Here is a 20476-nt window from a genome sequence, read left to right on the forward strand (position 1 = left end):
ATGCGACCTTTTCGTAATCTATGCTGTTGCGGCGAACTATTAACCAAGCCTTGCTTGTGGAGAACTCATTGTGATCAGAACCTTTGCTGAACTTGATCTAGACCCAAATTTACTTGATGCCATTGAAGAGATGGGCTTTGAGCGCCCAACAAAAGTCCAGGCAGAAGCAATCCCACAAGCGTTGGATGGTCGTGACATTTTAGCGTCTGCACCTACAGGCACAGGTAAAACAGCAGCATTCGTATTGCCTGCTCTGCAATACTTACAGGATTTTCCACGTCGTAAACCTGGACCTGCACGTATTCTTATCTTAACACCGACTCGTGAACTGGCGATGCAGGTGGCGGATCAAGCCCGCGCACTGGCAAAAAATACCAAACTGAACATCTTTACCATCACTGGCGGCGTTCAGTACCAGGAACACGCAGATATCCTGGCAACCACTCAGGATATCGTTGTTGCTACACCAGGCCGCTTGCGTGAGTACATTGACGCAGAACGTTTTGATTGTCGCGCTATCGAATGGTTAATCCTTGATGAAGCTGACCGCATGCTAGACATGGGCTTTGGTCCTACGGTAGACCGTCTATCAACAGAGTGTCGCTGGCGTAAACAAACCCTTCTGTTCTCAGCGACTCTTGAAGGTAAAGGCGTAGCAGGTTTCACTGCAGACCTACTGAACGAACCAGCAGAGATCGACGCGAAATCGCCACTGCGTGAGCGCAAGAAGATTGCTCAATGGTACCACCGAGCTGATAATGCAGAGCACAAACTAGAACTGCTTAAACACATCATCACTCAGCAAGCGGAACGTACTATCGTATTCTTAAAGACTCGTGAGCGTCTGGCTGAGCTGCGCGCCCAACTTGAGAGTGCACAAATACCTTGCGCATGGATCCAAGGCGAAATGCCACAAGATCGTCGTAACAATGCGATTGCACGCTTCCGTGAAGGTACCGTTAACGTGTTACTTGCAACAGACGTTGCTGCGCGTGGTATCGACCTTCCAGATGTGTCACACGTAATCAACTACGACTTGCCACGCACAGCAGACGTATACCTGCACCGTATCGGTCGTACCGCTCGCGCTGGTAAAAAAGGTAATGCTATCTCACTGGTAGAAGCGCACGATCAGCCAATGATGGACCGCGTAGCACGTTACGTGAAAGAAGAGATCAAAGAGCGTTTCATCAAAGAGATGCGTCCAAAGCACAAAAAACCTGTGTTTAAGAAAAAGAAAAAAGACGACAAGAAGAAAACAGCGAAAAAGAAAACCGCTAAGAAAAAGTAAGATTCAAAATAACAAGAGGGTTGGCAATGCCAACCCTTTTTTGTGTCTGTACAATGAGATTAATCATCTAATCAGTTTTGCTCTTCACGCTTAAAGACCAGTTCTGTTGGTGTCGACTCCTCTTCAACAAAGTAGTAACCCGCAGTATCAAACTTCGTCAGTTCAGCCACACTCTCAATGCGATTTTCGATAATGTAACGCGCCATCATGCCACGCGCCTTTTTCGCATAGAAACTGATCACCTTGTATTGACCATTTTTACAATCTTTAAAAACTGGCGTGATCACTTGTGCATCTAAGTTCTTCGGCTTAACCGCTTTAAAGTACTCATTGGATGCAAGGTTGATAAGTACGTTGTCGCCTTGTGCAGCAATCGCTTCATTAAGCTTGTCAGTGATAACATTGCCCCAGAACTGGTATAAGTTCGCCCCTTTATCGCTAGCCAACTTGGTGCCCATTTCCAGACGGTATGGCTGCATTAGGTCTAACGGCTTCAATAAACCGTAAAGACCGGAAAGCATACGCAGATGCTGCTGGGCGTAATCAAAGTCGTCTTCTGATAGTGTTTCAGCCTCAAGCCCAGTGTAAACATCGCCTTTAAATGCGAGGATTGCCTGACGCGAGTTTTCCGTCGTGAAGGTCTCGCTCCATTCCTGGAATCGACCTACGTTCAAATCTGCAATCTTGTCACTGACCTTCATCAATGACGCAACGTCCGCAGGCGTCAGTTTACGGCAAACGTCGATCAACTCTTTTGAATACTCAATTAACTCAGGTTGAGTAACTTTTTCTGTCGCTAGCGGAGACTCGTAATCAAGTGTCTTAGCAGGAGAAACTACGATAAGCATGACTTTAACTCTATCCTTTTAATTTTATATAGCGTTAAGGGTACAAAAAAAGCCATGCATTGTCTGCATGGCTTTTTGAATCGTGCTAATAGCTTTCGACTATGAATCGGTCTTCATTTAGTCTTTTTTATCGTTGTGCCAAATGCCTTCTTCAAGCTGAGACTTAAGCTCTGGGAAATCATTTGCATCGAATGTTGGCACTTTGCCTTCATCCAACTGACGGTTGTAGTCTTTCGCCAGTTTGATAACAATGCCGGACAGCAGAATAATCGCCACCAAGTTAACTATCGCCATTAAACCCATCGAAACGTCGGCCAGAGACCATACCACTGGTAGAGAAGCCTCGGCACCGAACATCACCATACCTAGGAAGATAATACGGAAAATACCGATACCCGCTTTATGGTTATGCTCCAGGAAGACTAAGTTAGTCTCAGCATATGAGTAGTTTGCAATGATCGAGGTAAACGCGAAGAAGAAGATTGCGACAGCAACAAAAATGCCACCCCAGTCACCAACTTGCGAGCTCAATGCGCGCTGAGTCAACTCGATACCCGTCACTTCTGTTGCCTGACCTACATATTCACCTGACATGAGGATAATCGCTACCGTTGAAGAACAGATAACGATCGTATCCATAAAGACACCTAGCATCTGAACGTAACCCTGAGATGCTGGGTGTGGTGGATAAGGCGTTGCGGTTGCTGCTGCGTTTGGCGCAGAACCCATACCAGCTTCGTTCGAGAACAGGCCGCGTTTTACGCCGTTAATCATTGCCTGTGCGATTGCGTAGCCCAGACCACCAGCAGCCGCTTCTTGCAGGCCAAATGCACTCTTGAAGATAAGAGCGAGCACTGCTGGCAGTTTCTCGATATTGGCAAACACAACCAATAACGCAAGTGCCAGATAAAGCAGAGCCATAAGTGGAACAATCATCTCCGCTACTTTAGCGATACGCTTAATACCACCAAAAATAACGGCCGCAGACAATAACAGAACACCGAAACCTACGTATAGAGAGTTCCAGCCAAATGCATTGCCCATCGCGTTGGCAATAGAGTTAGCTTGTACGGCGTTAAATACCAAACCAAAAGCGATGATGAGGAAAACTGAGAACAACACGCCCATCCAGCGCATGCCCAAGCCTTTTTCCATGTAGTAAGCAGGGCCACCACGGTAGTTACCATCATCATCTTTGGTTTTGTATAACTGCGCCAGAGTACTTTCAGCAAACGACGTTGCCATCCCCAGCATTGCTATCAGCCACATCCAGAAGATTGCACCTGGACCACCCGCAGTCAGAGCAACGGCAACACCGGCCATGTTACCTGTACCGACACGTGCAGCAAGGCTGGTACAAAGCGCTTGAAAAGAAGAAATACCAGCTTTGTCTGATTTACGGCTGTTTTTTAGAACCGAAAACATGTGGCCGAAATGGCGAAATTGGATGAATCCCAATCGAACAGTGAAGTAAATACCTACACCAACGAGAAGATAAACCAGAATCGAGCCCCAAAGGAGATCGTTCATCAAATTGATTAAGTCTGTCATGCGTACCTCAAAGTGAGTTGCGCCGGTCTATGCATCCTAGCCATCCACCAGATTGCCTGCTAAGTGTCAAAGTATGCTTAGCTTATTAAGTAGTGTTTGTTTTCAGGGCAATCTAGAATCGTAAATGTCGCTTCATGCATCCATTTTACGTACCAGCGTATTTTTTGACGGGCGGATAATGCAATCTGAACCAACAAAAATCAATATGAAACAAGTTGTTTATTTTTGTTATTTTTCACTATAAAGTCACCAAAAAATAACATAAATGACAGATTAAATTATTACAAACGGCAACAATTTGATTACCAAAAAGAAACAGAGATAATTATCTTCTAACTAATAAAGTGGCACTTCATTATTCAGAGCCTAGGCTAGTGTTCATAAGGTGTTACCGAAATTCTCAGCTATTCTCAAGCCGCAATTGAACACTAATTCGTCAAAGCAGTTTTATGCAACTCTAAGCTTTGCTTCGTGCTCTAATTGAGTGGTTCGAATTAACATAGAAAATCTCTTCATTTAATTGTTTTCTTAAGCTCGTTTGCCTGTTTTTTATGCAACGATTACAAACCAAAATGTGATTTTGGGAAGGTTTTTGCACGAAAATGTCATGTGACAGACACAATTTCGAAATATGTCATGGCTATTCTCACATCTATTGTGGTAATTAAAAAACTCCACAAGGACTGGTTACAACAGTTTAGATAAACAAAGGTAAGGTGGCTTATGGACGGCTTTCAACTAGATGACATTTTTGATCTGGATAGTACCTCAACAACCAAATCTCGCACCAAGCCAGTAAAACGTAAATGGCGAGAAATAGAAGCGATGAACGACAGACGCAACTTGCTAAGAGAGCTGCGCGAACTTGATGTTTGTAACGACTATAACTTAGAAGACATCAAACTCTAATTTAAACAAAAGGCACCTTAACGGTGCCTTTTGTTATTTTTGAACGAGCAAATTAGGGTGCCAAGAGCACTTCAAGCCTATTCATCCCCAATTATCACATAATGAGAATAGCTGCCTCTTTTTCCCCTTATCCAGAGTACATTTAATTTACCCTCAATTCTTATTAGGTAAGAAAAATAGCATTTAAACCCGAGAGAAAACACCATTCCCCCGGGTCAACATGAAGCTATATATACTCCATGTCACTTTGACGAACACGCTCTGCCAACTGTTTATAGCGATCCGCAATAGTATCGCCAAAGACAGGGTCGTCGTCATTTTCACTCCAAAGACTCTCTACTTGTTGCCAATCTTCTGTCGTAAACAGTTCTTCAATTAAGGGAAGAATCTTCCGCTCTTCGAGCTCAAGATGTCGCTTCTGGGAATTAATGAACTCTTCGAGATGGCTGACAAACACATCTTGAGGTACAACAGCGTCCTGCAGAATCATCTCAATCACTGTTGTGAACTCTTTGGTTTTTTCTGCCAAATCTTTATGTTCCTGCTCAAGATTCTCAATGGTCTGTTGCTTACCATAATGCTCAAGAAAATGGTGGTAGAGGATGTCTTCTTTCGGGTGATGTACTTTTTCTGAGTGAGTAGAGAGGTAATCAACAATCTCGCCCACTAGCGCATAGTTAATTGAGCGTTCTTGTTTTATTGCGTTGAGTTTGTGGCGCAATATAGCCAACAGACGAACCATGTAGCCGTGTTCGCGTCGAATTCTTTCGATCATCATAGCGTCTCTCCTTAACACCTTCTTTTAATAAGTGTACATGAGAAATGCATTGCCAGCTTGAGCCTGCTCAAAAAAACAGCGATAAGCAGAGCTTAATCGCTGCCTTTTCTTTTATACTTCAAGAGGTAACTGCCAATTTATAGGCTGTTTACCTTGCGTTGCAAGTATTTGGTTTGCTTGAGAGAAGTGCCTGCAACCTAAAAAACCTCGGTGAGCAGAGAGTGGCGAAGGGTGAGGAGCTGCAAGTACATGATGCTTTGAGCGATCGATGAATCTGCCCTTCTTCTGTGCATGCGAACCCCACAGCAAAAATACGACACCGTGTTGATGCAAATTTATTGCTTCTATCACTTTATCAGTGAAAGTTTCCCAACCAGTTTTTGCATGCGAGTGCGCTTTGCCTTGCTCTACGGTCAATACCGTATTGAGCAGCAATACGCCCTGTTCAGCCCAGTTTTGCAGAAAACCGTGCTGTGGGATTTGAAATCCTTCAATATCCTGAGCAAGTTCTTTATAGATGTTCACCAAAGATGGCGGTGTTTTCACTCCGGGTAACACAGAAAAACACAACCCATGCGCCTGATTAGGACCGTGGTAAGGATCCTGACCTAAAATCACCACTTTTACATCGTTAAACTCGGTAAAACGAAATGCGTTGAACACATCTTTGGCTGGAGGATAAATCGTTTTCCCCGCCAAACGTTCTGATTCAACAAAGTTTAAAGTATCGACGAAGTAGCTTTGTTTTTTCTCTTCGCCGATCACATCATGCCAAGTCGGTGACTGATTCATGGAAAGTTCCTGTCGTAAAGTTTATCTCTATTCTAACGAGATAAACCTGCACAGACAAAAACTTGCCATCAATTTAAGAACGCAAATATAAGATTAGTGTTTCTGTGGTGTTCGATGGTGCCCCTGTCCAGTAATGTGACGGTTAGGTACTGGCAGACGCGATGTACGTCCGCTGTTCGAGAATGGAATAAAAGAGATAGTTCGAGACATAGTGCAATCCTTCTTTCATAGGCCCCTAAAGCTCCTTAAGAAAGAATAGTGCCAACTATTACAAATTGATTAATTTTTCTTTAATTCTTCCAAGTGATGACCACGAAGAACATCAATCTCCTGACGCCAAAGATCCGGATCAATTGTCTCTAAAATCAGTGGGATACCATCAAATCGAGAATCTCTCGCAATATACTCAAAACAGTCCCAGCCAATTTCGCCTTTACCCAGAGAATGGTGACGATCCACACGGCTCGCAAACTCGACTTTTGAATCATTTAGATGCATTGCTCTTAAATAGTGCATACCAACAATACGATCGAATTCGGCAAAGGTGTGTTCGCAATCTTCCTTGGTTCTTAAGTCGTAGCCGGCGGTAAAAGTATGACAGGTATCAATACACACACCGACACGCTCTTTGTCGTCGACTTGCTCAATGATTTCTGCAAGATGCTCAAACTTCCAGCCCAAATTAGTCCCCTGGCCTGCGGTGTTTTCAATTACTGCAATAACATCTGGTACGGCTTTGTGTGCCAGATTGATGGATTCAGCAATCGTCGCTAAGCACTCTTGCTCTGAGACTTTATTTAAGTGGCTCCCGGGATGAAAGTTCAAGAGTGTCAGGCCAAGCTGGCTACAGCGCTCCATTTCATCGATGAATGCTGCACGAGACTTATTGAGCTTCTCTTCTTCCGGAGCACCCAGGTTAATTAGATATGAGTCATGCGGAAGGATACTCTCTGAGCCAAATCCAAGCATTCTACAGTTGGCTTTAAATGCACTGATGGTCTTACCATCCAAAGGCTTGGCAACCCACTGGCGCTGGTTTTTGGTAAACAACGCAAACGCGTTTGCACCAATCTCTCGAGCACGTAATGGAGCTTGATCCACACCACCAGCAGCAGAGACATGAGCGCCAATCAGCTTGTTCCCAAGCTTGTTTTTCATGTTTGTCATTTAATCACTTTAAACTTTCAGTATGTGTACCTAAATACAATTAGTTATATAAATCTAGTTGAATTCAAACCACTAAAATGTAGTAAAAAAACAACAAAATTAAACATCAAATATTTTTGATAATATCAAAAATATTATAATTACCATGTTTTTAAACACTTTATTGATTTAACTCAACAAAACAACCTTATAAAAAATGATGCTTTTGGTTGTTTTTTGACTTAAATCAATATTAAAATAGTGGATATTAGCTATATAATACTCAGCTCGACACCAAGTTTGAAAACTAACACCAATAAACACCACGTATGTGGACTAGGAGACAGTAATGATCCAAGGTATCCAAATTACTAAAGCGGCAAATGACGAACTACTAAACTCTATCTGGCTACTAGATGGTGAAAAGAATGAAGCGCGTTGTGTTGCTGCTGCAGCTGGCTACGAAGCAGACCAAGTTATCTCTATCAACGACCTAGGTGAATACGAAAGCCGTGAAGTGGCAATCGAAACTGCACCTCGCATCGAAGGCGGTCAACATCTGAACGTAAACGTTCTTAAGCGTGAAACGCTAGAAGATGCTGTTGCTCACCCAGAAAAATACCCACAGCTAACTATTCGCGTTTCAGGTTACGCAGTTCGTTTCAACTCGCTAACTCCAGAACAACAACGTGACGTAATCGCTCGTACATTTACTGAGACTCTATAATAGAGACACGCTCCGGTAAAATTTGAAAACGGCGCTCAGTGAGCGTCGTTTTTTTATCGGCCGGCATAAACAAAAAAGGCGGAGACCAAGCTCCACCTTCCTTATTTAGCTTGCAGTTATTTTACTGTACTCGACGTAAAACCACTTTTAGAGCATCGAAATCAGCATCTAAATCTTCAGACAGTAACTCCATTGCTGCATGTTTCGCTAATGGCGCTGGCAAGTCGATATCAGATTGCAGGATGTCATCCACGACTTCTTTGAACTTAGCCGGATGAGCCGTACATAAGAACAGGCCAGTTTCACCAGCCTGAAGCTGCTCATCCAGTACGCTGTAGGCGATTGCGCCGTGAGGCTCACAAAGGTAGCCAAATGAATTCAGCTCTTTAACTGCATCAGCACTTTGCTGATCAGAAACCGCACCTCTACCTAATGTTTCCAAGCCCCACTCTTTCACACGGCACAGCTCTTCAATACGCGGCCAGTTGTTAGGTTGGCTCACGTCCATCGCATTAGATGTCGTTGCAACCGTCGGTTTTGGATCCCACTTGCCCGTTTCTAGATAACGCGGCACAGTATCGTTAGCATTGGTTGCCGCGATAAAACGTTTGATTGGCAAACCCAGTGCTTTTGCTAACAAACCAGCAGTTAAGTTACCGAAGTTACCACTTGGTACTGATACAACTAGGTTTTCACGCTCTGCTTTACTCATTTGCGCGGCTGCTTCAAAGTAGTAACAGATTTGCGCCATCAAGCGACTGATGTTAATCGAGTTAGCTGAGTTAAGGCCAATTTCCTGACGCAGTTCAGCATCATCAAAGGCTTGCTTCACTAACGCCTGACATGCATCGAAGTCACCATTGATTGCGACCGTATGGATGTTCTTACCCAGTGTACAGAATAGCTTTTCTTGTAGCGGGCTGATCTTACCTTTAGGGTAAAGAATCACGACGTTGATGTTTTCCATGCCGTAGAAAGCGTGAGCAACCGCTGCACCTGTATCGCCAGATGTCGCAGTAAGAATCGTGATCTTCCCACCGTCCGAAACAGCCGCCAGCGATTGAGCCATAAAACGACCACCAAAGTCTTTAAAAGCCAATGTTGGGCCGTGGAAAAGCTCCAGTGCATAAACATCATCTTTTACCTGTTTGATCGGTGCAGGAAACTGAAACGCAGCATCAACCATTGCATGAACTTGCTCTTCAGTTAGCTCATCACCAATCAGGGCAGAAAGAATTTTTGTGCTGCGAGAGACAAAATCTTCTTCTAATAGAGCGTCAATATCATCAAATTTTGGTAATTCCAATGGAAAAAACAGGCCTTGATTACGACCTAATCCTTGGCGAACGGCTTGGCCAAAGGAAACTTGTTCATCATTTTCTTTTATATTGTAAAGCTTCATAGCTCACTTCCTGTTACTTTCGAACCCTGCTTATCCAGTCGACAAACGTGGACGAATCCTTCTTCGTTTTGTACGTAATTTTGTTCTAACCAGCGAGCAACTCGCTCAGCGACATCTTTCTCTTTGCAAATACTGAACAGTGTCGGCCCACTGCCAGAAATACCGGTTGCCAGAGCTCCAGCAGACGCGGCGTATTGACGTGCATTAGCAAAGCCTGGCAGCAGTTTCTCACGATATGGTTCTGCGATCACGTCTTTGATCATTTTTGCAGCCAGCACTGGCTGACCAGAATGACACGCATGAATAAAGCCTGCAAGGTGGCGACCGTGAGCTATGATATCTTGTCGACGGTACTGAGATGGTAGGATCTCTCGCGCTTCCGCCGTGGATACTTTAATTCCCGGATAAGCCATTACCCAGTACCAGTCATCAAAACATGGTACTTCTTGGCTAATAATGCCAAGCTCTTCAAGCATCAATTGCACACCACCTAGGTAGCAAGGTGCAACGTTGTCATAGTGAATACCACCAGAGATCTTGCCTTCCATTTCACCCATCAACGCCAACAGCTCTGTCTCATTCAGCGGTTGGCCATGGAAACGGTTTAAAGCGTCTAATGCGGCAACAATAGAACAAGCACTGGAACCAAGACCTGAACCAATAGGCATGTTCTTCTCAAGCGTCATTTCTAGTGGTTTAAGCTCAACGCCTTTTCTGTCCAGCTCGCGAGCAAATACAACCCAACAGTCGTAAACGATGTTCTCTTTTGGTTCGGTAGGTAACTTCGAGACGAAGTTACCTGATGTTTTCAAGCTGAAGGGTTCAGAACCAGCTTTCACTTGTACTCGGTCACCCAATAAGGTGCCGTCGATAGGAGATACAGCCGCTCCCAAAACATCAAAACCTACGCTTACATTCCCAATTGATGCTGGGGCATAAACCACTACATCCATATCACTTGAACTCATTACTGTTATACCCCTAGTTTCCAACCTAAAGTACGCATCACATCTGAAAATACGCCTGCTGCGGTAACTTCAGTACCCGCTCCGTAACCACGCAATACCAATGGGATTGGCTGGTAGTAACGGCTGTAAAACGCCAGTGCGTTTTCACCATCTTTAATTTTGAACATTGGATCATTTTCATCCACGCTAGCAATGCTCACTTTGCATTTACCATCGTTGATTTCACCAACATAACGTAAAACTTTACCTTCTTCTGCCGCTTTTGCGACAATCTCTTTAAAGTAGGCATCGGCTTCTGGCAGACGAGCCATAAACTCGTCGACACTACCTGAATCATCAAAACCTGGTGGCAGAGCTTGATCGACAACCACGTCTTCCAGCTCCAGTGACATTCCCGCTTCACGAGCCAGAATCAGTAGCTTACGAGCCACATCCATACCAGATAGGTCATCACGAGGATCCGGCTCAGTAAAACCATTGTCTCTCGCAATCTTAGTCGCTTCACTCAAGCTCATGCCTTCATCTAATTTGCCAAAGATGTATGACAGTGAACCTGACAGAATACCGCTGAATCGTTCTAACTCATCACCAGCAGAAATGAGGTTTTGCAGGTTTTCGATAACTGGCAAACCAGCACCTACTGTTGTTTCGTACATCAATTTACGACGAGAGCTGCGAGCCACATCGCGAAGTTGATGGTAGTACGCCATGCTTGCTGTGTTTGCTTTTTTGTTTGGTGTAACCACATGGAAACCTGCCGCCAGGAAATCGGCATATTGATTTGCAATCTCTTCACTTGAAGTACAATCCACCAACACTGGGTTGATGATGTGGTTGCGTTGAACAAGCGCAATTAATCGCGCCAGACTGAAGTCTTCTGTTGCAGATGACATGCGGTCACGCCAATGATCAAGTGGTAACCCTTCGCTATCTAGGAGCAAGCCTTTACTATTCGCCAGACCACAAACGCGGATAATGATGCCTTTTTCGGCTAACTTCGCTTGTTGACGTTCAATTTGATCCACCAATTCACCGCCAACACCACCGATACCAACAACGAAGACATCAAGGAAGTGTTTAGAGTTGAACAAGTTCATATGACACGCTTTGATCGCTTCAGAGATCTTGTCTTCAGGAATAACCGCAGAAATAGCACGTTCTGAAGATCCTTGGGCAATCGCTACAATGTTGACATTCACTTCTGCAAGAGATGAGAAGAAACGAGACGCGACACCTCGTGAGGTACGCATACCATCACCAACAAGCGTTACGATTGCAACATCATCAATAAACTCAACTGGCTCAAGCAGGCCATCTTTCAATTCCAACTCAAATGATTCTGCAAGTGCCTTTTCCGCTTTCGCTTTGTCCTCTGCTTCAATACAGAAACTGATACTGTATTCTGAAGAAGACTGAGTAATAAGTACGATAGACACACCTGCTGAAGACATAGCACCGAATACTCGGCTCGCCATACCCACCATACCTTTCATTCCAGGGCCGGAAACGTTAACCATTGTTAGGTCATTCAGCGTTGTGATGCCTTTGATTGCCAGCTTGTCTTCGCCAGTGTCCTGACCAATCAGAGTACCTGCACCTTGAGGGTTGAAACTGTTTTTAATCAGGCATGGAATGTGGAATTGAGCAATTGGAGCGATAGTTTTCGGATGCAGAACAGACGCACCGAAGTAAGACAGTTCCATCGCTTCCTGATAGCTAAGAGATTTAAGTAATCTCGCGTCTTCGACTAAGCGAGGGTCACAATTATAGACACCATCAACATCCGTCCAGATTTCACAACAATCGGCACGAAGGCACGCTGCCAGAACTGCTGCTGAGTAGTCCGAACCATTACGGCCTAGTGTAACCAGTTCACCTTTTTCATTGCCTGCAGTAAAACCAGGCATAATGTTGACATGACCTTCTGGAAGTGGTTTTTGGCGGAAGTTTTGAGTAGAAATGTCGACATCAACCATCGCTTCAAGATGATCGCCTTGAGCGTACAAGTATTCAACCGGATCGATTAAGCTGGCTGGCTGACCCTTTGCTTCAAGTACCGCTTTCATCAACTGGATAGACACACGTTCACCTTTACTGATGATTCGTGCATTCACGTTGTTTGGGCACATCCCTAGCAAGCTGATACCGTGAACGAATTGACGTAGTTGAGAAAGAGAGGTTTTAACTTGATTGTCGTAAGCAGTGCCATCAAGGTTCGGTACCACTGCCTGAATATCTGAGAATAGCGTTTTAAACGATTCTTCTAACTCATTAATTTGTAAGTCTGCTTCCCCATTACGTAATGCACCTTCAATTACAGCAACCAGTTTATTGGTTGTTTTACCTGGCGCAGAAAGCACAACCGCTACTTCTTCCTGTTGAGCATTATTCGCAATGATATCTGCTGCTCGTAAAAAGCGATCTGCATCAGACAATGATGAACCGCCAAACTTCAATACTCGCATCCCTTCCTCCAGTGTATCTTCTTAAACTTGTTTAAAATTTGTATTAAGAAAGCATAAAAAAAGGCCTGTATCTTGTTGGATACAGGCCTTTCTTGTGAATTTCTTTCGCTTAGCAGCCTGCCCCAACAAATGTAATGTCGGTAATAATAATGGTTGTGGTCATTGCTACTTGGCTGTTAAGTGTCATAAATCAATATTCAATGATATGTGTGTTTGCTTAGCTCTACGTTTACCGAGTTTCTGAATCATAGTCAACAAAAAAATTGTTCATTTACCAGCCTTGTAGAGATAAATCCTGCAGCAAGATCTTGATATCAAATGGTTATTTACAAATAATTATTAAATAAATTTTGTATACACTTCCCTTTATCTTTTAACCCTGACAGCAAAGAGAACTAACACTCGCATTTGGAGGATCACTTTTTAAAAGGATCAGATCAAACAACCGAATACTGATGTGACATTCAGGCAACAACCCAAATGTGATCACTATTCATCGGAATAGATAATTTCAAAAAATAAGTGAGCTAGCTTTCATATTCTATGCTTTAATTGTGGGAAGCGTTAAGCACATACCAATAAAAATCGCGGAACACAAGGAGTGGTGAGCATGAAAAAATGGTTTTTTCTGTTGCTTTTTGTCGTGCCCGGTATTTCTTTTGCCACTGAGCTCCCCCCTCTTCCAGGGAAAGCCATCACTTCCCCTCACAAATTGTTTATCTCTAGTGAAAGTTACCAATCAGACAGTTTCGACGTATGGAATATTGATGGCGGGTACTCCTACGAGTTATTTGACTCCGTCGATCTTTACGTTGGTGCGCGTGTAAACAATTCTCCGGTTCAGAACCAAAGCGGCTTTCTAAGCGGCGTCAGTTACCACTTTAATGATCGTGTGACAGTAAAAAGTACCTTGCGTTCTTTTAAAGGTGAGGTGACAGAAGGTGTTCGCGAGGAAGATAATGGCCTTGCTGCCGAAGTGTCTAGCCGTGTGAAGATCACTGATAAGTTAGATATTCACGCTACTTTGGATTATCAAGACTGGCAACAAGGCTTTGAGGTAGGTTTAGGTTTCCGCTTCTAGAAGTCGAGCTTTTCTTTTGAGATTAACACTCCGTTCCAATCTGCATACACATAGTGTTTCGGCTGAACTATCTGATTGTGCATGGTTAAGCTCACGTTGACATCACCCTTTCCACGCTTCTCGGTTTTAAACGGACATGTGCCAAGTGCTTGCACACCAATGTCCATTTGTGACATTTGTGCTACATCGCGTATCGCACCATAGACAATAATACCTTCCCAACCATTTTCTATACCGAGTATGGCGAGCTGGTCACCGAGCAAAGCTTTTTGACAGGATCCATGGCCATCCACAATCAACACTTTGCCTTTCCCATTCTGCCCAAGAACTTCTCGTACCTTAGAGTTATCGTGATAACATCGAATTGTAACAATTTCACCAAAAAAAGCAGTTCGTTGCCCATAGTTCTGTAATGGCAAAATCAACTGCGTTACTTTATCTTCAAATCGATCACAAATATCTGGTGTTATATCGATCATATTCCCTCCGTGAATTTTGTCGCCCGAGCTTTGCTCCAACGATTAGTATCCTGTTAAACAAGCCTGTCGCTGATCTTACCAATTTTATGTTTATTCTCCGGATCCGAGCAGGCGATGAGATAGAGCTCTCCATCAGTTACGTAATAAATAGCATTCTGTTGATACTCATTTGCCAGTGATATCGCTTCCTCTATTGTGATATCCACCGCAAAGCTTTCTTCATACCATTCAAAGCCACGATCACCCACAGTGACAGGCACATAGTTAGTGTGTTGTAATCGTTTTACTAGCTCTTGATTAGTTATGCAATTGTCTTTTTTTGACCGCAAATTACTGTAAGGGTTCCAAGCAGTTATTACAACGTAGCTCAAAACACTCCATTGGGATTCGAAATGGAAGAAGGCATTTGAATAAGAATTCCATAACGATGTGTCTATGTTCGAATTACTTTTTTCTATCATAACTCTTAAATGATTAATAACAGTTAAATTTCATCAATTGATGTAAATCAACAAAGTGCATGGAATTAACATTTGAGCATTGTTAGCATGCTGTTAACAATATAAAATCCGCCAATATCAAGGGTGTTTACGTTTCATCTCCCATTACCCGAAGGGACTGAAAGGTAAAAGGCCCTTTAGAATAAAAGCCACCACTGGATTTGGTGAGCTGGTAAAACTCCACGGAGGGCGGATAACTGAAAGAAGTGTAATTTTGATCAACTTGATTTATTATCAAAATTACATTACCTGTATGTTATATTTTTGCCTAGAATTTATTCTATTAGCACAATTTTGTCACAAATTTAGGTACCGCCAATGCAAACCCCGCAGATTCTGATCGTTGAAGATGAGCAAGTAACTCGTAACACTCTTAAGAGTATTTTTGAAGCAGAGGGATACGCTGTTTTTGAAGCCAGTGACGGTGAAGAGATGCACCAAGTTTTGTCTGATAACTCTATCAACTTGGTCATTATGGATATTAACCTTCCAGGTAAGAATGGTCTTCTACTAGCACGTGAATTGCGCGAGCAAGCAGACATCGCGTTGATGTTCCTGACAGGCCGTGACAATGAAGTAGACAAGATACTAGGTCTTGAGATAGGTGCAGATGACTACATCACTAAACCTTTCAACCCTCGTGAGTTGACTATTCGTGCACGTAACTTGTTAAGCCGCTCAATGAGCACCAGCACAGTTCAAGAAGAAAAACGCTCGGTAGAAAAATACGAATTCAACGGTTGGGTTCTAGATATCAACAGTCGTTCTCTAGTTAGCCCTTCTGGCGATAGCTACAAACTACCTCGTTCTGAGTTCCGTGCTCTACTGCACTTCTGTGAGAACCCAGGAAAGATTCAAACACGTGCCGATCTTCTTAAGAAGATGACTGGTCGCGAGCTTAAGCCACACGATCGTACTGTCGACGTAACCATTCGTCGCATTCGTAAGCACTTTGAATCAGTATCTGGTACACCTGAAATCATCGCGACAATTCATGGTGAAGGTTATCGCTTCTGTGGCGATCTTGAAGACTAATTCATTCGCTTAAACACTAAGGGCTTGCTCATTGAGCAAGCCCTTTTTAGTTGAAAAGACAAAGTTAATACACTTTGTTAATCTTCACATACTTTTCTACCAGCCAGCGTTTCTCGCCTTCATCATCAAGAAGTATCGCCAGATCAACCCACTTCTCGGTATTAAGTTCATTTTGCAAATTAAAGGCAACTTCCCATTGGTTTTCACTGTTGGTACGAGTTTCAAGTGACTCCTCTCCTACCACCCACTCTTTATCACCTTGTTTTATAATCAGAGCCTCTACCGTCAGATTGGCAGGCAACTCCTGATCACTTTCTAACGACAGCGAGCCATGAAGACTAGGTTGTTGAGTGCCACCAATAGTCGGCATTAGGTTTACCCAAAGGCTACTCTTAAGTTCAATGTTAACCTGATTAATTGTTATTTGGCTGTCTTGTTTCCAATTCACTTCAGGAACAGCACTACAGCCTGTCAGCAATGCAGTAGCTATGACTACTGATGCAAGTTTCTTCATGTTATTTCCTTTGCTCTAACCAACTTCTTAGTACTTGAATATCATTCTGGTATTCATTTTTAATTTCTTCGACCCAGTCTGAAATATTCTCCCACCATGCTGGCATGTCAGGAGATTGGGCTTTTTGTGCCACGTTTTGAATACGCTTAAGTCCTATTGATCCCGCCGCACCTTTTATTTTGTGCGCTTCTGAGACAATTCCGTCCTTGTCTTTGGCAGTCATATTTGAGTCCAGGACTTCAATATAGTCCGGCATCATGTCTTCAAACATTTTGATACTGTCATACACAGGATTAGCACCAACAATATCTACGTAGGATTCCAACATGTCGAGGTCAAGCAGATGCGTCTCAATAACCGGAGATGGTGTTATCACAGGATGTTCTTTCACTTCAGCAACCTCAATAGGTTCCGCATTACCCACTTTATGCACAAAAAACTTATCAATGACCGACTGAATGGCGTGTACGGCTAACGGTTTACTAATTGCGTCATCCATACCATTTTCCAGGTATTCACGTCGGTCTTTCATCACGTTTGCAGTCAATGCCACCAAAGGCGGTAAGTGGTCATAATGCTCTCGATAATACTTAGCAACGTCAAAACCGGTCATATCAGGCAACTGGATATCGAGTAACGCTAAGTCATATTGCTCTGGTACAAAGTTAACCAGTGCTTCTTGTCCAGTCATGGCAACAGTGACGGAATGCCCCAAGCTTTCCAGCAATGATTTGGCCACCGTGACATTGAGTTCGATATCTTCAACCATGAAGATATTTAAGTGAACATTGTCGCGTTGCGCATCGATAACTGGCTCATCAAGAGTCACAACCGGAACATGAATAGAAACAGTAAACGTACTACCAAACCCTTCCTCACTCGCAACCGTGATATCACCGTCCATCATATTGATAAGCTGCTTGGAAACCGCCAGACCGATACCGGTACCAACCGCATGCAGGTTATCTTTACCTGATTTCACTTGGTAATACATGGCGAAAATTTTGTTCAATTCCTCTTCAGGAATGCCGATACCGGTATCTTCAACTTCGATAATAATCGTAGCGAAGCTATCTTCAACATCTGCACTCACCGTCATCACCACTCCACCTTCTTTGGTGAACTTCATAGCGTTACTGACCAGGTTCCAGATGACCTGACGTAGTCGGGTAGCATCCACTTCAATCGCTTTCGGTAAATCACTCAGACGTTCCAGGTCAAAACGCAAACCTTTTTGCTGTGCCATTAGTGCAGAAATACTTTCAATTTCAGCGACAAAGTCTTCAAAGTTTAGTGGTTCAGGAAGGAGCTCAAGTTTACGGCGGTCAAACTTATCCATATCGATGATATCGTTGAAGATATTACCAAGCGTAATCGCACTCACATTGATGGTTTGCATGTACTTCCGTTGCTCTTCAGTAAGCTGAGTATCGAGCAACATACGGCTCAAACCAACAATACCGTTAAGCGGCGTACGAAGTTCATGGCTAATTGTTGAAATAAAGGTGGTTTTATCCCGGCTGGCTTTTTCAAGCGACTCTTCATGGCGTTTTCGTTCCGTGATGTCGCGACCAAAGCCAACTAAGCCAAGGTGACGCCCATCCTTACTGTAGAAAGGTACTTTGCGCAATTCGAAGTAATGCTTACGGCCATCAGGGTATTCGAGCCATTGTTCATAAGTAATGGCCTGATTATCGCTAAAGACTTTTTGGTCCGTATCAACGATTGGCTGCGCGATTTCTTTACTGTAAACATCCCAAGGGCTAAGACCGACCAGTTGATGCTCTTTCTTGCCAGTTAGCTCTTCCATAGCGCGGTTACAACCCGAGAACACACCATCAGCATTGCGGTAGTAAATCAAATCTGGTGAAGCATCAATGAAGGATCGTAATAAAGCAGTCCGTTCAGCAAGCTCCAATTGTGTACGCTCTCGCTGGAAGACCTCATTTTCCAGATCTTTCATCGCTTCTTCGCGCGCTTCTTCTGCTTTTATACGTTCTTCAATCTCTTGATTGAGCTTTTCAATATTCTGTTGTAGCTGGAAATTCAGCTCCTGATCTCGAGAACGCATGTCTTTCAGTTTCGAAACCAGTTTGGTTAACCTCTGGCGTGATTCCTCAAGCTGGTCAACAACCACGGAGAGAAAGTACACCGCCCAAGGGGTAATCAACAGACCAAAGAACACGGAGCGAACAATATCAATATCGTCAACTCGGCCTTTTAATGCCAATGTGATACCGACTTGTACCACGACAGCCAATGCCACCAGCGCAAGTGCCAGCAAAATTGAAAAACGTACAATACCCAGTTTAACCAGAAGGTCTACATAGTACTGGGCGAGATTTTTCATCGGTTTCATTCGCAACTCCACGGCGCAAAGCTAGATATCATCCCTGAACATTAGAAATTCACATTGGTGTCCAAACAAAACTTCAGGGCAATAATCGAAAAACACCAATTACCAGCAGTTTAACGTGTTTGATATGCTGATTTAAACTTCTCGCTCTCAACTTAGAGCAAAAGGTCACAAAGCGTTGATCACAACTTAGGTTAATCTTCAAATGATTAATAGTGGTCGACCGAAAAGAGGTTTGAAAAGAGAATTTTAGAAGGCACAACGGCTCGCATTAGACTGGCGAAAGACGAATGACTATCTCGTTCAACTTAGGAAGAAAGCATTCGGGCGATGTTTCAACTCGCCCCAAAACAGTAAAAATAGTGAGAATAGGTTCCAACGATTTGAGATATCTGGATTAACTCAACCAATTACGATAAACGTTAAGTCTCGGTTATCGGTCAGATAGAGATTATTGTTTTAAGTCCGGTTTAGTATAAATAAACGACCGTCCTGTTAAACTACCTTGAGCCCCCTCTCTATCTAATGCTCGGCCAATTTCTGTCATCGCTAGCCAGCGGTTTTCACACCAGAGCGGGGAAAGCAGCGTCGGACGACGAGCGGCGGAGGAAACTCGATGGAAAACAATATCCGGTGGTGTCATACGGATCAATTCACTGGCGATTGCGACATACTCTTCCAGTTCAGGTGCTTCCAATTTACCTGCGCGCCAGGCTTTGGCCATCTTACTGCCTTCCACAATATGCAAACCATGTAATTTGATGCCATCAGTACCGACTTCTAGCACTTTATTCATCGTTTCCACATTATCTTCGCGAGTTTCTTTTGGTAACCCTACGATCAAATGAGTGCAGACTTTAATACCGAGTGCACGCGCGCGTTTGGTGATCTCCGCGTAACATTCAAAGTCGTGACCACGGTTGATTCGCTTGAGTGTGCCATTTTGGGCAGTTTGTAAACCAAGCTCGAGCCAGATTTCATAACCCTGATTTACGTAATCAGACAACAACTCCAGCACAGCATCTGGTACACAATCAGGACGAGTTCCCACGCACAATCCAACGATATCTGCCGCTTTTAATGCCTCCTCATACATGCTCTTTAGAACTTGTACTTCAGCATAAGTACTTGTGTATGCCTGAAAATAGGCGAGATACTTTTTCGCGCGATGGATCTCACCAGCACGATCACTTAATTGATCGTGGATGCTTTTGACCTGCACTTCCTCGTCCGCAAACGATGCCACATTACAAAATGTACACCCACCACGCCCTATCGTGCCATCACGATTTGGACAGCTAAAACCACCGTGTAACGTTAATTTATGAACTTTTTCGCCATAACGACGCTGAAGGTCCTGGCCCAATGTATTGACCAACTCATGTAACTGCATAAATTTCCACCAGTCGCAAACCGCAATCAATCTCACTACGGTTTATGTAAATAAATTACATCCCTGCAAGAAAAAACACATAATATTAATCAGTCCAACCAATACCCAGCCCTATCCAAATCAATAAACCTGCATAAATAAATACAAAATCAGACGATGTTGCGCAATTGTTAAACACTTTGTGCATATTTAAACAAAAAAAATGGGTCACAAAGTCGACTTTTCATTGCATTCTGAAGTA

Annotated in this window: 18 protein-coding genes and 1 other annotated feature; of the genes, 5 read left to right on the forward strand and 13 right to left on the reverse strand. The window is 43.5% G+C overall.

Translation table 11 applies throughout. From position 1 onward, the window contains the following. Nucleotides 1-70 precede the first annotated feature (70 nt). Nucleotides 71-1291, forward strand: coding sequence for an ATP-dependent RNA helicase SrmB (srmB, locus tag WJM94_RS12705; RefSeq protein ID WP_444494585.1), 1221 nt, complete (start codon nucleotides 71-73; stop codon nucleotides 1289-1291). 71 nt (nucleotides 1292-1362) lie between these two features. Here srmB and yaaA read toward each other — a convergent pair whose 3' ends face one another. Together yaaA and WJM94_RS12715 are read right to left on the reverse strand one after the other, a co-directional pair. Beyond that, a complete protein-coding gene (yaaA, locus tag WJM94_RS12710; RefSeq protein WP_444494586.1) occupies nucleotides 1363-2139 on the reverse strand; it encodes a peroxide stress protein YaaA in 777 nt (258 codons plus the stop codon). Nucleotides 2140-2256: 117 nt separating this feature from the next. Next, the gene (locus tag WJM94_RS12715) at nucleotides 2257-3690 is read right to left on the reverse strand and encodes an alanine/glycine:cation symporter family protein (protein ID WP_444494587.1); all 1434 of its coding nucleotides are present in this window, start codon (nucleotides 3688-3690) and stop codon (nucleotides 2257-2259) included. Between the two features lie 723 nt (nucleotides 3691-4413). On the opposite strand from WJM94_RS12715, the gene WJM94_RS12720 reads away from it, so the two are divergent. After that, the gene (locus WJM94_RS12720) at nucleotides 4414-4599 is read left to right on the forward strand and encodes a DUF3545 family protein (RefSeq protein WP_444494588.1); all 186 of its coding nucleotides are present in this window, start codon (nucleotides 4414-4416) and stop codon (nucleotides 4597-4599) included. Nucleotides 4600-4825: 226 nt separating this feature from the next. Here WJM94_RS12720 and WJM94_RS12725 read toward each other — a convergent pair whose 3' ends face one another. The 3 genes from WJM94_RS12725 to nfo form a co-directional block, all read right to left on the reverse strand. Further along, the gene (locus WJM94_RS12725; RefSeq protein ID WP_444494589.1) at nucleotides 4826-5377 is read right to left on the reverse strand and encodes a hemerythrin domain-containing protein; all 552 of its coding nucleotides are present in this window, start codon (nucleotides 5375-5377) and stop codon (nucleotides 4826-4828) included. Nucleotides 5378-5488: 111 nt separating this feature from the next. Further along, the gene (gene ung, locus WJM94_RS12730; protein ID WP_444494590.1) at nucleotides 5489-6169 is read right to left on the reverse strand and encodes a uracil-DNA glycosylase; all 681 of its coding nucleotides are present in this window, start codon (nucleotides 6167-6169) and stop codon (nucleotides 5489-5491) included. A gap of 279 nt (nucleotides 6170-6448) precedes the next feature. Then, nucleotides 6449-7336 (reverse strand): deoxyribonuclease IV, encoded by an 888-nt coding sequence (gene nfo / locus WJM94_RS12735; RefSeq protein ID WP_444494591.1) that lies wholly within the window; start codon nucleotides 7334-7336, stop codon nucleotides 6449-6451. 328 nt (nucleotides 7337-7664) lie between these two features. On the opposite strand from nfo, the gene grcA reads away from it, so the two are divergent. Further along, nucleotides 7665-8042: an autonomous glycyl radical cofactor GrcA gene (gene grcA, locus WJM94_RS12740; protein WP_444494592.1), complete on the forward strand. Its 378-nt coding sequence runs from the start codon at nucleotides 7665-7667 to the stop codon at nucleotides 8040-8042. A 121-nt stretch (nucleotides 8043-8163) separates the two neighbouring features. On the opposite strand, the gene thrC is transcribed toward grcA, so the two are convergent. From thrC to thrA, 3 genes are read right to left on the reverse strand one after another with little or no spacing between them, the layout of a single operon-like run. After that, entirely contained in the window at nucleotides 8164-9444 is a 1281-nt protein-coding gene (gene thrC, locus WJM94_RS12745) for a threonine synthase (RefSeq protein WP_444494593.1), read from the reverse strand. Beyond that, the gene (thrB, locus tag WJM94_RS12750) at nucleotides 9441-10397 is read right to left on the reverse strand and encodes a homoserine kinase (protein ID WP_444494819.1); all 957 of its coding nucleotides are present in this window, start codon (nucleotides 10395-10397) and stop codon (nucleotides 9441-9443) included. Before thrB ends, thrC begins: the two co-directional genes overlap by 4 nt. A gap of 20 nt (nucleotides 10398-10417) precedes the next feature. After that, entirely contained in the window at nucleotides 10418-12877 is a 2460-nt protein-coding gene (thrA, locus tag WJM94_RS12755; RefSeq protein ID WP_444494594.1) for a bifunctional aspartate kinase/homoserine dehydrogenase I, read from the reverse strand. Between the two features lie 54 nt (nucleotides 12878-12931). Further along, nucleotides 12932-13052 (reverse strand) — a sequence feature (Thr leader region). Between the two features lie 435 nt (nucleotides 13053-13487). Here thrA and WJM94_RS12760 point away from each other — a divergent pair. After that, nucleotides 13488-13958: a ribonuclease regulator gene (locus WJM94_RS12760; protein ID WP_444494595.1), complete on the forward strand. Its 471-nt coding sequence runs from the start codon at nucleotides 13488-13490 to the stop codon at nucleotides 13956-13958. Here the strand turns inward: WJM94_RS12760 and WJM94_RS12765 are convergent. Beyond that, the gene (locus WJM94_RS12765; protein ID WP_444494596.1) at nucleotides 13955-14437 is read right to left on the reverse strand and encodes a putative 4-hydroxy-4-methyl-2-oxoglutarate aldolase; all 483 of its coding nucleotides are present in this window, start codon (nucleotides 14435-14437) and stop codon (nucleotides 13955-13957) included. The two genes, WJM94_RS12760 and WJM94_RS12765, sit on opposite strands and share 4 nt — an antisense overlap. 53 nt (nucleotides 14438-14490) lie before the next feature. After that, the gene (locus WJM94_RS12770; protein WP_444494597.1) at nucleotides 14491-14898 is read right to left on the reverse strand and encodes a DUF3293 domain-containing protein; all 408 of its coding nucleotides are present in this window, start codon (nucleotides 14896-14898) and stop codon (nucleotides 14491-14493) included. 357 nt (nucleotides 14899-15255) lie between these two features. Here WJM94_RS12770 and arcA point away from each other — a divergent pair, with 357 nt between their 5' ends. After that, nucleotides 15256-15972, forward strand: coding sequence for a two-component system response regulator ArcA (gene arcA / locus WJM94_RS12775; protein ID WP_444494598.1), 717 nt, complete (start codon nucleotides 15256-15258; stop codon nucleotides 15970-15972). Between the two features lie 64 nt (nucleotides 15973-16036). Here the strand turns inward: arcA and WJM94_RS12780 are convergent, their stop codons facing one another. From WJM94_RS12780 to WJM94_RS12790, 3 genes are all read right to left on the reverse strand, one after another. Further along, complete coding sequence (locus WJM94_RS12780; RefSeq protein WP_444494599.1) at nucleotides 16037-16486, reverse strand: hypothetical protein; 450 nt, start codon at nucleotides 16484-16486, stop codon at nucleotides 16037-16039. Nucleotide 16487: 1 nt separating this feature from the next. Next, nucleotides 16488-18845 carry an aerobic respiration two-component sensor histidine kinase ArcB gene (arcB, locus tag WJM94_RS12785; protein WP_444494600.1) on the reverse strand — a complete coding sequence of 786 codons (2358 nt, stop codon included), beginning with the start codon at nucleotides 18843-18845 and terminating at the stop codon, nucleotides 16488-16490. 448 nt (nucleotides 18846-19293) lie between these two features. Continuing rightward, nucleotides 19294-20235: a TIGR01212 family radical SAM protein gene (locus WJM94_RS12790; RefSeq protein WP_444494601.1), complete on the reverse strand. Its 942-nt coding sequence runs from the start codon at nucleotides 20233-20235 to the stop codon at nucleotides 19294-19296. Nucleotides 20236-20476 lie beyond the last annotated feature (241 nt).

This window comes from Vibrio sp. YIC-376 (assembly GCF_052353105.1).
Taxonomy (GTDB): domain Bacteria; phylum Pseudomonadota; class Gammaproteobacteria; order Enterobacterales; family Vibrionaceae; genus Vibrio.

Bases quoted from the DNA above. Each gene is read 5' to 3' on its own strand.
- yaaA (WP_444494586.1), bottom strand. From the start codon at position 2,139: ATGCTTATCGTAGTTTCTCCTGCTAAGACACTTGATTACGAGTCTCCG.
- WJM94_RS12715 (WP_444494587.1), bottom strand. From the start codon at position 3,690: ATGACAGACTTAATCAATTTGATGAACGATCTCCTTTGGGGCTCGATT.
- WJM94_RS12720 (WP_444494588.1), top strand. From the start codon at position 4,414: ATGGACGGCTTTCAACTAGATGACATTTTTGATCTGGATAGTACCTCA.
- WJM94_RS12725 (WP_444494589.1), bottom strand. From the start codon at position 5,377: ATGATGATCGAAAGAATTCGACGCGAACACGGCTACATGGTTCGTCTG.
- ung (WP_444494590.1), bottom strand. From the start codon at position 6,169: ATGAATCAGTCACCGACTTGGCATGATGTGATCGGCGAAGAGAAAAAA.
- nfo (WP_444494591.1), bottom strand. From the start codon at position 7,336: ATGACAAACATGAAAAACAAGCTTGGGAACAAGCTGATTGGCGCTCAT.
- grcA (WP_444494592.1), top strand. From the start codon at position 7,665: ATGATCCAAGGTATCCAAATTACTAAAGCGGCAAATGACGAACTACTA.
- thrC (WP_444494593.1), bottom strand. From the start codon at position 9,444: ATGAAGCTTTACAATATAAAAGAAAATGATGAACAAGTTTCCTTTGGC.
- thrB (WP_444494819.1), bottom strand. From the start codon at position 10,397: ATGGATGTAGTGGTTTATGCCCCAGCATCAATTGGGAATGTAAGCGTA.
- thrA (WP_444494594.1), bottom strand. From the start codon at position 12,877: ATGCGAGTATTGAAGTTTGGCGGTTCATCATTGTCTGATGCAGATCGC.
- WJM94_RS12760 (WP_444494595.1), top strand. From the start codon at position 13,488: ATGAAAAAATGGTTTTTTCTGTTGCTTTTTGTCGTGCCCGGTATTTCT.
- WJM94_RS12765 (WP_444494596.1), bottom strand. From the start codon at position 14,437: ATGATCGATATAACACCAGATATTTGTGATCGATTTGAAGATAAAGTA.
- WJM94_RS12770 (WP_444494597.1), bottom strand. From the start codon at position 14,898: ATGATAGAAAAAAGTAATTCGAACATAGACACATCGTTATGGAATTCT.
- arcA (WP_444494598.1), top strand. From the start codon at position 15,256: ATGCAAACCCCGCAGATTCTGATCGTTGAAGATGAGCAAGTAACTCGT.
- WJM94_RS12780 (WP_444494599.1), bottom strand. From the start codon at position 16,486: ATGAAGAAACTTGCATCAGTAGTCATAGCTACTGCATTGCTGACAGGC.
- arcB (WP_444494600.1), bottom strand. From the start codon at position 18,845: ATGAAACCGATGAAAAATCTCGCCCAGTACTATGTAGACCTTCTGGTT.
- WJM94_RS12790 (WP_444494601.1), bottom strand. From the start codon at position 20,235: ATGCAGTTACATGAGTTGGTCAATACATTGGGCCAGGACCTTCAGCGT.